The organism is Saprospira grandis str. Lewin (assembly GCF_000250635.1).
Classification (GTDB): Bacteria; Bacteroidota; Bacteroidia; order Chitinophagales; family Saprospiraceae; genus Saprospira; species Saprospira grandis.
This window is the reverse complement of sequence record NC_016940.1, coordinates 1164637-1178581: the sequence shown is the minus strand read 5'-3', so window position 1 is coordinate 1178581 and position 13945 is coordinate 1164637. Positions and strand designations below refer to the sequence as shown.

General features: G+C 46.6%; 15 protein-coding genes. 4 read left to right on the top strand and 11 right to left on the bottom strand.

Annotated features, from left to right (window positions below; translation table 11 throughout):
- Positions 1–615 precede the first annotated feature (615 nt).
- The 6 genes from SGRA_RS05135 to SGRA_RS05110 all read right to left on the bottom strand — a co-directional run bounded on the left by SGRA_RS05135 (position 616) and on the right by SGRA_RS05110 (position 5235).
- On the bottom strand, positions 616–1311 hold the full coding sequence (locus SGRA_RS05135; RefSeq protein ID WP_015691541.1) for a response regulator transcription factor: 696 nt from the start codon (positions 1309–1311) through the stop codon (positions 616–618).
- The gene (locus SGRA_RS05130; RefSeq protein WP_015691540.1) at positions 1295–2041 is read right to left on the bottom strand and encodes a sensor histidine kinase; all 747 of its coding nucleotides are present in this window, start codon (positions 2039–2041) and stop codon (positions 1295–1297) included. The genes SGRA_RS05135 and SGRA_RS05130 overlap by 17 nt, the downstream gene beginning before the upstream one ends.
- Entirely contained in the window at positions 2008–2661 is a 654-nt protein-coding gene (locus tag SGRA_RS05125) for a hypothetical protein (protein WP_148268276.1), read from the bottom strand. Before SGRA_RS05125 ends, SGRA_RS05130 begins: the two co-directional genes overlap by 34 nt.
- Positions 2662–2811: 150 nt before the next feature.
- Entirely contained in the window at positions 2812–3621 is an 810-nt protein-coding gene (locus SGRA_RS05120) for a hypothetical protein (protein WP_015691538.1), read from the bottom strand.
- 9 nt (positions 3622–3630) lie between these two features.
- Positions 3631–3981 (bottom strand): hypothetical protein, encoded by a 351-nt coding sequence (locus SGRA_RS05115; RefSeq protein WP_148268275.1) that lies wholly within the window; start codon positions 3979–3981, stop codon positions 3631–3633.
- Positions 3982–4155: 174 nt separating this feature from the next.
- Complete coding sequence (locus SGRA_RS05110; protein ID WP_015691536.1) at positions 4156–5235, bottom strand: OmpA family protein; 1080 nt, start codon at positions 5233–5235, stop codon at positions 4156–4158.
- Positions 5236–5252: 17 nt separating this feature from the next.
- Between SGRA_RS05110 and SGRA_RS23770 the strand changes: the two genes are divergently transcribed.
- A complete protein-coding gene (locus SGRA_RS23770) occupies positions 5253–5390 on the top strand; it encodes a hypothetical protein (protein WP_187288182.1) in 138 nt (45 codons plus the stop codon).
- A gap of 139 nt (positions 5391–5529) precedes the next feature.
- Here SGRA_RS23770 and SGRA_RS05105 read toward each other — a convergent pair whose 3' ends face one another.
- Complete coding sequence (locus tag SGRA_RS05105; protein ID WP_015691535.1) at positions 5530–6195, bottom strand: spermidine synthase; 666 nt, start codon at positions 6193–6195, stop codon at positions 5530–5532.
- Entirely contained in the window at positions 6186–7385 is a 1200-nt protein-coding gene (locus tag SGRA_RS05100; protein ID WP_015691534.1) for a putative sugar nucleotidyl transferase, read from the bottom strand. Before SGRA_RS05100 ends, SGRA_RS05105 begins: the two co-directional genes overlap by 10 nt.
- Positions 7386–7510: 125 nt before the next feature.
- On the opposite strand from SGRA_RS05100, the gene SGRA_RS05095 reads away from it, so the two are divergent.
- Positions 7511–7990, top strand: a complete 480-nt coding sequence (locus SGRA_RS05095; protein ID WP_015691533.1) for a haloacid dehalogenase — start codon at positions 7511–7513, stop codon at positions 7988–7990.
- A 174-nt stretch (positions 7991–8164) separates the two neighbouring features.
- Here the strand turns inward: SGRA_RS05095 and msrB are convergent, their stop codons facing one another.
- Entirely contained in the window at positions 8165–8560 is a 396-nt protein-coding gene (msrB, locus tag SGRA_RS05090) for a peptide-methionine (R)-S-oxide reductase MsrB (protein ID WP_015691532.1), read from the bottom strand.
- 717 nt (positions 8561–9277) lie between these two features.
- Here msrB and metK point away from each other — a divergent pair.
- Positions 9278–10531, top strand: coding sequence for a methionine adenosyltransferase (gene metK, locus SGRA_RS05085; protein ID WP_015691530.1), 1254 nt, complete (start codon positions 9278–9280; stop codon positions 10529–10531).
- Between the two features lie 287 nt (positions 10532–10818).
- Here metK and SGRA_RS05080 read toward each other — a convergent pair whose 3' ends face one another.
- The gene (locus SGRA_RS05080) at positions 10819–11868 is read right to left on the bottom strand and encodes a hypothetical protein (protein ID WP_041329506.1); all 1050 of its coding nucleotides are present in this window, start codon (positions 11866–11868) and stop codon (positions 10819–10821) included.
- Positions 11869–12047: 179 nt separating this feature from the next.
- On the opposite strand from SGRA_RS05080, the gene SGRA_RS05075 reads away from it, so the two are divergent.
- Positions 12048–13466, top strand: coding sequence for a flavin-containing monooxygenase (locus SGRA_RS05075; RefSeq protein ID WP_015691527.1), 1419 nt, complete (start codon positions 12048–12050; stop codon positions 13464–13466).
- On the opposite strand, the gene SGRA_RS05070 is transcribed toward SGRA_RS05075, so the two are convergent.
- Positions 13429–13908 (bottom strand): hypothetical protein, encoded by a 480-nt coding sequence (locus tag SGRA_RS05070; RefSeq protein WP_015691526.1) that lies wholly within the window; start codon positions 13906–13908, stop codon positions 13429–13431. The genes SGRA_RS05075 and SGRA_RS05070 overlap by 38 nt on opposite strands.
- Positions 13909–13945: the final 37 nt, after the last annotated feature.

Genomic DNA, 13945 nt, shown 5'->3' with positions numbered 1-13945 from the left:
GGGCTAGAGGTTTTGTGTTTTATTTCCGCTATTTTTCTGAGGGGAGGAGTTGGGGCCTGCGCTGCGGCTTCGCCTTGCGCCGTTACGCTTTGGGGCTCGCAGGTCTGCTCGGCCCTGCGGCGGCTGCGCCGCCTGGGTCTGGCCCTTTGGGCCACCCCGCCGCATCACTAGGCCGTTCTGTCCCTTTGGGCCAGAGGCGGCGAAGCCGCCTATTTAGTGGGCGAGGAGGTGTAGGAGTTGGTCCAGCCATCCCGAGGGATTCCTTAGGGAATCCCGTAGAGGGGTGGGTGGGCGGGGACATATAGACGGATGAGGAGCGCAGCGACGAATACCATTTAAAAGGAGGGGCCAAGGGGGCCGCAGCAGAAAGAACTGGCCAAGCTAAGAGGCCGAGCGGCCCAGCGCTGCGCAGCGGTGGCCGCAGGCCAGACCGAGCTTTTGAGCAAAGCGAAAAAGCGATGGGCCGAGCGACCCGACCAACGGGAGCCGACGCAGCGAAGCAAGTAACAGCGAGCCGCGCAGCATAGCGGCGGCCCAGGCAGGCCCTAGGCCTGCCTGGGCCGCGGGCCCCAAAAGGAAAAAAGAAAAAACAAAGGTCAAAAAGACCAAAAAAAATTAGTTGAGGCGGATACAATCGCTGGCCTTAATCAGGCCCTGTTCTATAGCATAGACCACTAGGCCCACCGCATTCTTAGAGCCCGTTTTGGCCAGCAAATTACTTTTATGGGCCTCAATGGTCTTGACCGTCAGGCAGAGCTTTTCGGCAATCTCCTTATTGGTATATTGCTGGGCAATCAGTTGGAGCACCTCTAGTTCTCGGGGACTAATCTGGCTACTGGGATCGAGCTGTAACTTAGGCGATTTGGCCGTAATTTGCGAGCGGAGCGACTGCATCTGCTCGCTGCTAAAATAGTGGCCTTTTTGCTGGACCTCCTGGATGATTTCCACTAATTGCTCCTTATCAATCTCTTTGGGCAAAAAAGCATGGGCTCCAAGGCTCATCATCTGGCCAATGTAGGCCGTTTTATAGTAAGAAGTGAGCACAATAATCTTGGCCGAAAAAGACTGCTTACTCAATTCATTGAGCACCCAAAGGCCGTCTCCTTCCTTCATTCGCATATCGAGCAAGATAATATCGACCTCTTGGAAGCTAGGGAGCTTGGTCTTTTCTATAAACTCTTGGCCGCTATAGGCTTGGAGGACCACCTGGCAGGGAAGGGGAGAGAACTTCTCTAGGTATTCGGTAAGTAGTTGGACCACCAGAGAGTCGTCGTCGGTAATGGCGATCTTAATCTTAGTTGTTTGGCTCATAATGTAGGAAAGTAAAAGTAGTTCCGTTTGGAGAATTGGGTTTAAACTTAAATTGACCGTCTAGGATTTGGCTGCGCATGGCAATATTCTTTAGGCCCAGGCCATTTTGTTGTTCGGCCTTAAAGCCTAGGCCATCATCGCGGAGGAGGAGGGCCAAATAATTATGGCGATAGCGGTAATAAATATCTATCTGCTTAGCCGCGGCATGTTTATCTATATTGGTAATGAGTTCTTGAAAAATGCGGAAGAGTTGGAGCTTCGCCTCCTTGGGCAGTTCTTTATTATTGCCATCATTGAGATTAGATTGAATTTGATACTTTTGTCGAAAGGGCTCGATAAAATCGAGCAGAATCGTTTCCATATTTACCTGATCAATCATAGGGGGGCTAAGATCGTGAGAGAGGCCGCGGGCCTTTTGGATACTCATTTTGAGCATCTGGTTGATTTGTGGATTAAAGTTAGAGAGCTTAATTCGGTAAAGTTGGGCGATAAGATCGTCATGCAATTCTTCTGCGATACGGGCGCGTTCTCTTTCCTGAATCTCTACAGTAGCTGAGGCCAAGGCTTTTTGGTGGTTAATCTCGAGGCGGTGTTTTTCTTCTTCGGCGGCCTTAATTCTTTTGAGGTGAATGCGGAGGAAGAAAAAGAGCAGGCCGAGGAGGGTCCCTAGGATAATGGTTCCTAGAGCGAGGAGGATTAGAACTGTAGAGGCATTTTGCTGCGGGCCCATCCGTGATAAATTAAAGCGCTATAGAATAATTGGAGGCAAATGGCTCTGATGGTCCAAAAGCCAGAGACTAAAATCAGGTTTTCATGAATCAGGTACTCTGTAGCTAGGGCCAAAAAGGCATCGAGGCTAAAAAAGAGGAGAATACTGGCGTTGAGTAGGGTTGTAGGCTTTTCGTAGGTTCTTTTTCCGCTGACCAATTGGTAGAAATAGAGCAGGCTAGCGAGCATAATGGAGAAAGAGAAGGGCAGGCGGTCATAGTATCGGAATAACTGGTAGTAGGGTTCGGGCAAAACAAAGAGGAGAAAGGGGATTAGGCCGAGGCTAGCGCTGAGCAGGGTTTTCCAGGGCGGATGTTGAAAGAGAAAGTGGTTATAGTAGAGATTGAGGAAGGAGAAATGCAAGAAAAAAGAGAGGATAAACATAAAGAAGACGCTCTCTTGGCGATAAAAGCCAATATAACTAGCGAGGCCTTCAGTGGCGAGCAAGAAAAGAAGGTAAGTGAGGGTCCAGTTTTTCTCTGCGTATTGTTTTGTAGTGATTGAGAGCAGGCCGCCTAGCGTTAGGATGACGATAGCGGAGACGGCAATCAATCGGCCTAGTAAATTTATCCATTCCATCATAAGTAAAAAGCCCCAATTTGATTGGGGCTAATGTACTTAAAATATGCTTTTTGTCTAGTCCTAGGCAAGCTAAAGTTTATTAGCCCTTTTTGATTGGCTTAGGGCTAGGGGGAGAACAAAAAGCATAAAAAGTAGGTATTGGGGCTAGACCTAATTAAGCAGGGGGAGATCGTAGCTATGGTAAGGGGGGCAAGGCGTGCTAATATCTGCCGTGCGATTGGCTAGGACAAAGCTAATCTCCTCGCTACTTTTCTTACTGGGGTCGTATTGGGTCAGAAAGACATCAATAGTGGTCGAAAAATCTTCCATGGGGGTATCTTTCAGGCCAAAAAAGAGGAAAGCCTCTTGGCTATTGTGCTCCTCGAAGAGGAATTTAAAATCTTGGAAAGGGATTTTGAAGGCCTGCACCACCTTTTCGGCTTGGGCCAATTCCTCGAACCATTGTGGGGAGAACATCAGCCAGCGGAAGCTGGGGATCACGGCATCTATTTGGTTCTGAACAGCCTGTTGAAATTGGCTGAGGGCTAGGGGCGTATTGAGTTGGTCCAGCATCTTTTTGCAGCCTTCTTCTAGGCTTTGCTTTTGTTGCTCGAGAGAGCTATTGCTAGCTGCTTGTAGTCGGCTATTGAGCTCTTGAAGAAATTGGATAAGGAAGTTGTTTGCTTGTTTTGCTAGAGGAGGCTGTTGCTTAGCGTTTATTGTGGGATGAATAAACTGCTTTTTGAAAATGGTCTGGCCCAGGATATACTCTTGGGCATGATCATGATAATCATCAATAAGATAGAAGCAGAGCGCATCATTTTGATTAGCTAGGTAGAGGTGAACATAATCCGAGCTGTTATTCCACTGTTGGAACTCCTCTTTAGAGAGGGTGAGTCCGCTACCTGCTTGCAAGAACTGAAAGCCTTTTTGGCTATTTCGGATCTCGTTCCAGGCTTGGATCTCTTCTTTAATTTGCATAATGAACGATTAAAAGGATGAGTAATCTGAATTCTTGATAATTAGGGTGGCTTGTCCGTTGATATATTTGATGCGTTTGCTTGTATAGCATCCATTGATAAAGATAGATACAGACCGGCCGAGGCTAGTTTTACAATATCGTTGGCTGTCTTCTAGATTTAATTGTCCGTTGGGGCCAAGGGGAATAAATTCCTGTTTTTTCTGTCCCTCTTTCCACCCCACAATCGTCAGCGGATAATCAGATTGATTATCAATTAGGTACACTTTGGTATAGAGCCGAATAGGAGGGAGGGCTTGATAGAGGTAGTCCTTAAGGAGGTAAAAAAACAGACTACCCATTTTTTCCATAGCTAATCGCATAACAAAAGATTTAAGGTGGGAGAGGAATTTTGCTTCTGACACAAATATATACCCTAGTCTTTTCTCTTTTGTTAGGGGAAACCCTAGTCTTTGCAAAACTAGGGGAAACCCTAATCGAAAAAAGCAGCTATTCCTGAATAGGAATAGCTGCTTTTGATTGCGGAATAGTCTGGCTTATTGGTCGGTACAGATGGCTTCTGCTTCCACCCTTCTGTTTGCTATACCGCCTTCTTCTAGGCCTTGGAGGGGTTGTCTTCCGCCGTAGAATAGGATCTCGATACGATCGCGGTCGATGCCCATTTTGACTAGTTCTAGTTTAACGGCCATAGCCCGTTCTCTAGAGAGTTGAAGGTTTTGGATCTCATCGCCAAAGATATCGGTATGTCCGTGTAGGCGAATCATTGCCGAGGGATAATTTTCTAGGTATTGGCGAAGTGTTTTGATATCCTGCATAGCGCGGACTCTTCCGTTGAAATTTACCGCATCTTCTTTAAAAGAGATAGAAGGAAGAATCACCCGTTTATTGCAGCGGATATCGGCTAGGTCTGTCATGGCTTGAGGGCGATAGTCAATCGGCTCGGCCATATGTGTATTATTTGCTTCTTTGGAGCTGTCTTCTTTGGCGGCTAGGGGTTGGCTAGCGGTTTTGGGTTGCAGGTAAGTAAAGGTAGACTCAAAGCGTTGGGTATTCTTTTGGGCCTCGCTTTCTTTTCCGAGCAGAGGGCTTTGAGCCGTTTTGATGAGAATATCGAAACAGTTGAAGCGGTCGTTATCCATATCTCCGTCGGCACCTTCAATAAGGTCGAGCATACGGATATAGTGGGGAATGCGGGCAAAGTGCATTTCGCAGGTCACTACATCGCCTCTTTTCATTTCGTATTCGATTTCTGGAATATCTTTGAGGATATCTACTTTTACCTCATTATTGACACGGATGTCGGTGATTTCCATCAACTTGAACTGCACCTCAATGCCTCGCATACGAGGAGGTGTACGCAGGTACCAGGCATTGGGGTGAGAGCCGCTATAAAAGGCTACATTATTATCTTCTTCCACCACAAAGCGGAAGTAAATTACCGTGCGCTTTTCTCGGTATTCAATCTTATCAATCTGATAATTGGAATTGAACTTACGGTACTTGGGCAGGTAATCGAAAAACTTGTCGTTGGCCTCTAGCTTAGAGCTGCTCCCTAAAAACAGCAAACTGCAAAGGAGCAGCAAACTAAAGAGTGATTGGTTGTACAGTGCTTTCATATTCCCTAAAATATTAAGTGTGTCGATTTTCTGTCTTTGTATTTATCTTGAGTTGGAGTATTTTGGGGGCTATTGAGCCAATGAATATCGTGAAAATTAAGAGTTTTGAGAAATTAACTGCAATTAGACGGCTTTTTGCAGCTACCCTTTGTTAGCTAACTGCTAGGCAACTCAGAATTTTATTTTAATTTAACTAAAAATAAGGAATAAAAGTCTATTTGCCAAGAGCCTTAATTACCCTAATGATTTTTTAATCTGCACCTAGGTGAAATGCCTAATATTTGTGACAGCTGATTATGCAAAATTAAAAAGGAGCTGGTTCTTTCCAATTTCTAGGCTGTGCATTTTCGGAAAGACTTGCCGAAATTGTTCCAAAAATGCTGGATGTCCCTTTTGATCAGACATACTGTTGTATATTATACGTCCATTTGGGGCTAAATGTTCTTGAATGTTTTCTAAAAAGTCTATGGTTCTGAAGGCTTCAGGGACCTGATTATCTACAAATAGGTCAATGAGTATCAGCTCAAATTTGTCTGTGTTTTTTTGCAAAAACTTGGCCGCATCAGCTTGTTGAATGCAAATATTAGCCGATAATTCGCTTAAAATATAGCGTTCACTCCAATCGATGATGATAGGGTCGATTTCTATTCCTAAGTAATTGGCCTTTAGCCCCCTACTTTCAAGGAGCTGACAAATGCTGCCCATGGCAAAGCCTAAAATAAGGACCGATTGGATGCCTTTTTTTTCGGGCTGCAGGTAGTCAAAAGCTAGCCGAAAATTGTGATAGAGGTCTTCATAAGAATAAATTGCATGGGCTGTACTCAACATATAGCGCCCTTGGCGGTAGTGCAGTTCTAGAGGGCCGCTAATGGGGCTTTCTGCCTGCTCTAAAAGGAAGCTATAGAAGTAGCTGGCCATTTTTTTTAAGAAGTTGGGCTTTTTTGTGACGGCTACTCCCATTTTCGATAGTTTTTGGTCCGTAGGAAAAGCTGTTCAAAAAGCTGGCTTTCTTTTTCATCAAAGGGGATATTGCGGCGTTGCATCATTCGCTCTGCGGTTTGCATGGCTTTATCGAGGCTATAGCTTTGCCAGTTGTTTTTGCTGCCCCAGGCAAAAGAAGGGATAAACTTTTCGGGGAAGTCGGCCCCGTAGAGGTTGGCCGAAAAGCCTACGGTAGTGGCGGTATTGAGCATACTATTGATACCCGTTTTGCTGTGGTCGCCCATCAGCAGCCCACAAAATTGTAAGTCGGTTTGCTCAAATTGCTCTTGGGCGTAGTTCCATACTTTGACTTTGCCATAGTTGTTTTTGAGGTTGGAGCTATTGGTATCTGCACCCAGATTGCACCATTCGCCCAAAACGGCATTGCCCAAAAATCCGTCATGTCCTTTGTTCGAGTAGCCAAAGACATTGACATTACTGATTTCTCCGCCCATTTTAGCATAAGGGCCCAGAGTTGTTGCGCCATAGACCTTAGCGCCCATTTTCAGGACGGCCCCCTCGTTTAGCGCAATGGGTCCACGCAACATACAACCCTCTAAGACCTGAGCCTTGGGACCAATATAGATAGGCCCCGTTTGGGTATTCAAAATACTGCCTTCTACACTGGCGGTTGGATGAATATAGAGCTGATCTTCTGGCCCAATCAAACGGTTGCTAGCCGAAAGTTTTTGGCCCTGGCCCTTCAGGCGCTCAAAGTCTTGCCAAAGCTGATGATCATTGAGTTGAAAGAGGTCCCAAGGCCCTTTTAACTCGACTAATTCGCCTAGATAGTTTTGCTGAATGGGCGGCTCTAGTAATTGGCCCGCCAAATATTGTTGAGCGGCTAGGCAGTTCAGCTTCAAAGCAATAGATTGCCCTTGGGCATCGGCTAGGCTTTCGCCAAGCTGTAGCTGCCCAATGGCCGAAATCAAATCTGCAGAGGGGAGGACGGTCGCCCGAATCAATAAGTTTTCCTCTTCAAATTGGCAGGGATATTTTTGGGCCAAATAAGGGGCCGTAAAATGCGAGACCTCTCCGCCAAGCAAGGCCTGCCATTTGTCCGCCAAGTTGTCTATCCCCAAACGAAAAGCGCCAATGGGGCGGCTATAACTAAATGGGCGCAAACGGATGCGTTGGGCCTCGCTACTAAATAAGATGATGTTGAGCATGATAAAAGCCTGTATTTGAGCAGATGAAATTGCCCGCAAATTTAAACAAAACTCTTTAAGGACCGAAGAGGGGGGCAATTTTCCCTAATAAGTTTGTATCTTCCTTTCCCTAATCACAATTTGCTATGCTTTCTCTTTGGTTAATCCCTAATCATCAGGCTTATCGGCAGTTGGCCCAACACATTAAGGCCCTGTCGAGCTTAGATGATTCGCCGCGTTTTTGTCCCCATCTAACGCTTTTGTCTGGCCTACTAGAGCCAGCCGAGCTGCTCGCGCCAAAGTTGGCGGCTTGGGCCGAGGAGCTATTGCCTATTGCCCTAGATTTTCATCCCTGTGGCGAGCTAGAGGCGCATTATCGCTGCCTTTTTCTCAATAAGCAAGCAAATTCTAAGATCGACCAGCTCCGAACAGAGGCCCAGCAGCTTTTTGAACATCTGGAGTTGCATCCTTTTGTGCCTCAGCTCAGCTTTTTGTATGGGGCCTTGCCCATTTTTAATGAGGAAAGCAAGGGCCAGACGATTCCGCTACATTTTGACCGCCTGCAGTTGGTGCATACGGCTCCTCGGCCCAATGAATGGGAGATTTTGACTGAAATTAAGTTATAGGAGGATTTGGGGCTGCCCCAGCCTTCGGCTGGGTCGGGCCATTGCGCAGCTCGCAGGTCTGCTCGGCCCTGCAGCGCTTTCAGCGCTTTGGTCTGCCGCCTTTGGCGGCCCTGCTACAGCCCCTCAGCCGAGGCGCTGCGCGCCTTTTCGGCGGCTTCGCCGCCTCCTTGGACCTTATTCTTTGGGGCTAAAGTTCAGGCTAGCCGAATTGATACAATAGCGAAGGCCCGTAGGGGCTGGCCCATCATTAAAGATATGGCCCAAATGCGATTCGCACTGAGGGCAAAGCAGCTCGATGCGTTGCATGCCATGGCTATAATCTGGCCGCTGGATGATGTTGGCGCTGCCTAGCTCGGTCCAGAAGCTGGGCCAGCCACAGCCCGAATGATATTTCTGTTGGGCATCAAAAAGGGGCCAATTGCAGGCTTTGCAGCTATATTGGCCAGCTCGCTCTTCTTGGTAATAGGCTCCTGTAAAGGGGCGTTCGGTACCTGCTTGTCGCAAAATGCGGTACTCTTCTGGCTGAAGTTGGGCCCTCCATTGGGCCTCGGTTTTTTCTACTTTTTTCATGGCGTTTTTTCCTTAAACAGTCTTTTCTGCTTTTGGTTGGCCCAAAGCGGTATTCCTCGCTTCGCTCCTCATCCGTACTGATGACCCGCCCAGCCACCCCTCTGCGGGATTCCTTGCGGAATCCCTCGGGCTGCCTGGGCCAAATTGGTCCAATTCAAAGCGGGCCCTGGCCCGCTTTACATTAAATAGGCGATAGCCTGCCGCTTTTATGCAGGCCCTGGCCTGCATCGGCTGAGGGATGGAAAGTGGGGCGGCGCAGCCGCAGACCAAGGCGCTTTGCGCCGCAGGGCCGAGCAGACCTGCGAGCCACGACACAGCCCGACCCGGCCTATGGCCGGGGCAGCCCCAAAAAAAGAAACGAATGATAGTGTTTTACAACTTAAGCCTTAAATCGTATGCAATTTTCATAAAACAAGCTGTTTTCTATGCAATATTCATCAAGGATAACTGTTTTTCGGGGGCCTGCGGCTGTAAGGAAAAGAATTTAGTCATTTTGAGCAGGAAGAAATAAACTGGGCCGAGGCTTGTTTTGCTCGGGCCTTTGATTTTTGATTGCTTGGCGCTTGTTCCTCAGCTTTTTTTCTAGCAAAATAGGGGCGGGCTTAACTTCCTTTGCAGAAATTTATATCTTTGCTGCATTTATGAAGCGAAGGCCGCCCAAAAGACAAATTTGGCCCTTTGCATATTTTTTGAACAACTTTAAATTAGCGAGAAATAATGCCATATTTGTTCACATCAGAGTCGGTCTCTGAAGGGCATCCCGATAAAGTAGCCGACCAAATCTCAGATGCTATCCTAGATGCTTTTTTGGCCAATGATCCTAGTTCTAAGGTAGCCTGTGAAAGCTTTGTGACCACAGGTTTGGTGGTTGTGGGCGGTGAAGTTCGCTCAGAAGCTTATGTAGATATCCAAAAAGCGATTCGCAAAACTTTGCATAAAATCGGTTATACCAAAGCTGAATATCAATTTGACTATAACTCTTGTGGAATCATGTCTGCTATCCACGAACAATCTGCCGATATTGCGCAGGGCGTAGATGTAGGACGTGAAGAAGAGGAGCAGGGCGCTGGTGACCAAGGAATGATGTTCGGTTTTGCCACCAACGAAACCGATAACTACATGCCTTTGGCCCTAGACCTTTCTCACCGTTTGTTGAGAGAGTTGGCAGACATTCGCAAGGCGGGTAAAGAAATGACTTACCTCCGCCCCGATGCCAAGTCTCAGGTAACCATTGAGTACAATGATGACCATCAGCCGATCCGCATCAACACCATCGTTTTGTCTACACAACATGACGATTTTGCAGAGGAAAAAAACATGCGCGATCAAATCGAAAAGGATGTGATCGAAACCTTGGTGCCCCGCGTAAAAGCAAGCTTGCCCGAGCGCATTCAGGCCCTTTTTGATGACAACATCATCTATCATGTCAACCCCACAGGTAAGTTCGTTATTGGTGGTCCTCATGGCGATGCTGGTTTGACCGGCCGCAAGATCATTGTAGATACTTATGGTGGAAAAGGTGCCCACGGTGGTGGCGCTTTCTCTGGTAAAGATCCTTCAAAAGTAGACCGCTCTGCTGCTTACGCAACTCGCCATATCGCCAAAAACTTGGTGGCTGCTGGCGTTGCTGATCAAGCACTCGTTCAGGTGGCTTACGCCATTGGTGTAGCCGAGCCCGTAGGTCTTTTTGTAGACACTTATGGCACGGCCAAAGTAGATATGAACGATGGGGAAATCGCTAAAACGCTTTCTACTTTGTTCGATCTTCGCCCTTCTGCCGTAATTCGCAACCTCGGCCTACGCAATCCTATCTATTCTGAAACTGCTGCTTATGGTCACATGGGCCGCCCTTCAGAAATGAAAGAGGTAGAAGTATTGACGCCTCAGGGCTGGGAAAAACGCCAAGTGGAAACCTTCACTTGGGAGCGTTTGGACCGTGTAGAAGATATCAAAAAGGCTTTTGGTCTTTAGGATAAATTTTCTACTTCTCTAGATATAAGAATAACCAACTCTAGCATTAGGGTTGGTTATTTTTTTATGCTTTGGGGCCCGCGGCCGGCTAGGCTTCGCCTAGTTCGGCCGCCGCTATGCTGCGGGGCTCACAGGTCTGTTCGGCCCTGCAGCCGCCTGCGGCGGCTTGGGTCTGGCCTTCGGCCACCCCTCCGCAGCGCTGGGCCAGTCGCTTCGCTCCTCTAGGCGCAAAAATGGACCAAAAAAAAGGGAGCCTAAGCTCCCTTTTACATCAAACCGAAAAATGATTATTTCGGAATATTATCGCAGCTGATGTAGCTACCATAAGGCACTTGGCCCTGGATCACTCCACCAAACTCAATTTCTGTATGGTATTTTCCACCCACATAACGCTGCTTGAGCGTATAGCCATGAAGCATGCAACTTCCGTCTTTATTCTTCTGAACAAAAGCACCCTTACACCAGCGGTAAAAAGGCTTAGAGGTCAATTGGTTCATGTAGGGGGTCCAATCATTAGACTCTAGGTGAAAATAGAGTAGGGGAGTGCCGTCTTTTTCACAAAGCTCAGTCAAGTATTTTTTAGACAAAGCACGGAGGTCGCTATTTTTATCCATAGCGCCTTTTTTAGGCACTTGTACTTTGGCAGCCGCAGCATTGAGCTCTTCTAGTTCTTTGGCTTTCTCTTTTTCTAAGCGGATATTGATTTTAGCTTCAACGGCTTTAGCTTTGGCTAAAGAACTTTCTGCCTCAAAAAGATTTTGAGCTTTGGTTACAGTTGCTGCTCCAGCAGCAATAACCATAACTTCTGCACCAGGACGGTTTAGGTAAAGAATCCAGCTTTCGTCTTCAAAAAGAAGTTTGCGAACAGTGGCCTTATCTAGTTCTTGATAACGGAAAGCCTTGTTCGTTTCAGGATTTTTAATGATACCACTTAGTCCAACAATAGCATAAAGTTTATCTCCAGCTTCCACCCAATCACTAGATTCAGGAAGTTCTGAGTATTGAAGGAGTTTACGATCCTCTAAGGGAGATGTTAATTCAGCATAAGTTGCGCTAGGGTGTTGCATAGCTTTCGCTGCACCAGTCACTTCTTCTGCCAGCTCACCTTGCCCAGTGGCCCAGTGTAGATAGCCAACAACAACTTGATAGCCTTTTTTTTCATACAGTGCTCGACGCTCTTCTGCTGGCAGACTATTGATGTCTACAGCTTGTTCTGTTTGGGCCTTCACGCCAGCAACACCTGCTTTTGCCTTTTTCTTAAGGCGGTTCATTAGTTGAGCTTCTGCCGGTTGGTAGAAGAAGAATAAGAGTAAGGGTAAAAATAATAATCTAGACATTAAATTAAGCTTTAGGTGAGATAAGAGGTCTTAGATAAGCATTTACCTAAGACTTATTATATAGATGACAATTCTTAAGGTTTTGTTACCCTTTAGAGCCATCTTTTAAAAAAAAATCTATTTAATACGATTTCCCGAATTCATTAGATTTTTTTAACGGTAGAAATTTTCATTTTTTTTTGAAAACCGTTATCTATTGGCAGAAAGTCTATTATAGCGAGATGCTTAGCATTTTACGCTTTCACCAAAACTATATATTTGTGCCCAATCGCAAGAATAATGTCCAAGGCCCCAAATCCCTCCTCCAAACAGAAGAAAAGTATGCTATTATTGGTGCCGGCCCTTCGGGGATTTCTGCGGCCAAAGCACTCAAGGAACAAGGAATTCCTTTTGATGGCTTTGAGCTAGGTGTAGATGTTGGCGGATTATGGAATATCAATAATCCAAATAGCATTGTCTACGAGTCAGCTCACCTGATTTCTTCTAAAAAGCAAACGGAATTCAAGGATTTCCCAATGCCGGAACACTGGCCCGATTACCCTTCTCATCGAGAGATGTATAGCTATTTTCAGGCTTATGCCGAGGAGTTTGACCTTTATCCTCACTATTCTTTTCAGACCAAGGTGATCAAGACGGAAAGAAAAGGAGAGCAGTGGGAGATAACAGTAGAGCAAAATGGCCAAAGGTCTAGCCATCTTTACAAAGGGCTCATTATTGCCAATGGCATGTTGGCCCAGCCCAATTACCCCAAGTTTAAAGGGGAGTTTACTGGAGAGATTTGGCATTCTTCGCAGTATAAAAATGCGGCCATCTTTGAAGGTAAGCGGGTCTTGATTATTGGTGCTGGAAACAGCGGCTGCGATATTGCCGTAGATGCGGCCCACCGTTCGCCCAAGGTAGATGTCTCTGTTCGTAGAGGCTATTATTTTGTGCCCAAATACATTATGGGTAAACCCTCGGATACCTTAGGTGGAAAATGGCGCCTGCCCCGTCCTTTACAGCAATGGATTGGCGGAAAGCTCCTCAAATGGGTAGTTGGCGATCTGCAGCACTTTGGTTTTCCTGCCCCAGACCATAAGGTGTATGAGTCTCGGCCAGTAATGAATACGCTGATTTTACAGCATATTGGCCAAGGTGATATTAACATCCGTGGAGATATTAAGCAGTTTGAGGGGCAAACGGTCCATTTTAAAGATGGCCAAAAGGAAGAGTATGATATCTTGATGTTGGCTACGGGCTATAAGCTAGATTATCCTTTTATTGACAAAAAGGAGCTGAACTGGCAAGAACGAGCGCCCAAGCTCTACCTCAATATGTTCCATCCTCAATATGATAACCTCTTTGTTTTGGGCATGGTAGAAGCCGTGGGCTTAGGCTGGGAAGGCCGAGCAGAGCAAGCCCGCTTAGTGGCCAACTTTATTGCTGGATTAGAACAAGGCTGCGCCGAAGCCCTAGACTTTAAGACGAAAAAAGCAGGTCCAAACCCAGATATGACTGCGGGGTATAAGTACCTAAAGCAGGACAATATGCCTTTTTGTGTAGATACCAGCACTTACCGCTCTATTTTAGAGAAGGAGGCGGCGGCTCTACCACAATAAGTTGTAAAAAATGTTGTTCGTCTAGATAGAGACAGAGGTACAATTGTTTCTCTTTTTCTATTAGGCTATAAATGTAAGCATCCTCATAAGGAGGAAGGAAAAGCCGAAAGCTCTGCCAGCTTTCGGCTTTCTTTTGTTCGAGCAGGGCCTCGCTTTGGTCCAAATCTTTGGCCCAATAGCCTGCTCGAAAGTTTTGGCTTTGGTCCAAAATGTATCGCTCTTGGGCGCCCCAGGCCAGACTAGGCTTCTTGGGGGGCGCTTTTGGGGCCTTGTCTAGGGCAATAAATTGGCCTGCTTGATAAAGATAGCTGGCTTTGGGAGCGATATAAAAAATACTATCCTTTTGAAGGACCAACTGGCCGCCCGCCTCGGGTAGAGGCTGCAATTGGGCCAAAAGAAAAGAGCTGCTGAAGAAGAGGGAAAGAAAAATAAGATAGGGCATAGAAGGGGGAGATTGTGGCTAGAAATTGCCATTGGAG

What these genes read in the sequence shown, in the direction of transcription:
- SGRA_RS05135 (WP_015691541.1), bottom strand. Translation starts at nt 1,311, where the DNA reads ATGAGCCAAACAACTAAGATTAAGATCGCCATTACCGACGACGACTCT.
- SGRA_RS05130 (WP_015691540.1), bottom strand. Translation starts at nt 2,041, where the DNA reads ATGGGCCCGCAGCAAAATGCCTCTACAGTTCTAATCCTCCTCGCTCTA.
- SGRA_RS05125 (WP_148268276.1), bottom strand. Translation starts at nt 2,661, where the DNA reads ATGATGGAATGGATAAATTTACTAGGCCGATTGATTGCCGTCTCCGCT.
- SGRA_RS05120 (WP_015691538.1), bottom strand. Translation starts at nt 3,621, where the DNA reads ATGCAAATTAAAGAAGAGATCCAAGCCTGGAACGAGATCCGAAATAGC.
- SGRA_RS05115 (WP_148268275.1), bottom strand. Translation starts at nt 3,981, where the DNA reads ATGCGATTAGCTATGGAAAAAATGGGTAGTCTGTTTTTTTACCTCCTT.
- SGRA_RS05110 (WP_015691536.1), bottom strand. Translation starts at nt 5,235, where the DNA reads ATGAAAGCACTGTACAACCAATCACTCTTTAGTTTGCTGCTCCTTTGC.
- SGRA_RS05105 (WP_015691535.1), bottom strand. Translation starts at nt 6,195, where the DNA reads ATGGGAGTAGCCGTCACAAAAAAGCCCAACTTCTTAAAAAAAATGGCC.
- SGRA_RS05100 (WP_015691534.1), bottom strand. Translation starts at nt 7,385, where the DNA reads ATGCTCAACATCATCTTATTTAGTAGCGAGGCCCAACGCATCCGTTTG.
- SGRA_RS05095 (WP_015691533.1), top strand. Translation starts at nt 7,511, where the DNA reads ATGCTTTCTCTTTGGTTAATCCCTAATCATCAGGCTTATCGGCAGTTG.
- msrB (WP_015691532.1), bottom strand. Translation starts at nt 8,560, where the DNA reads ATGAAAAAAGTAGAAAAAACCGAGGCCCAATGGAGGGCCCAACTTCAG.
- metK (WP_015691530.1), top strand. Translation starts at nt 9,278, where the DNA reads ATGCCATATTTGTTCACATCAGAGTCGGTCTCTGAAGGGCATCCCGAT.
- SGRA_RS05080 (WP_041329506.1), bottom strand. Translation starts at nt 11,868, where the DNA reads ATGTCTAGATTATTATTTTTACCCTTACTCTTATTCTTCTTCTACCAA.
- SGRA_RS05070 (WP_015691526.1), bottom strand. Translation starts at nt 13,908, where the DNA reads ATGCCCTATCTTATTTTTCTTTCCCTCTTCTTCAGCAGCTCTTTTCTT.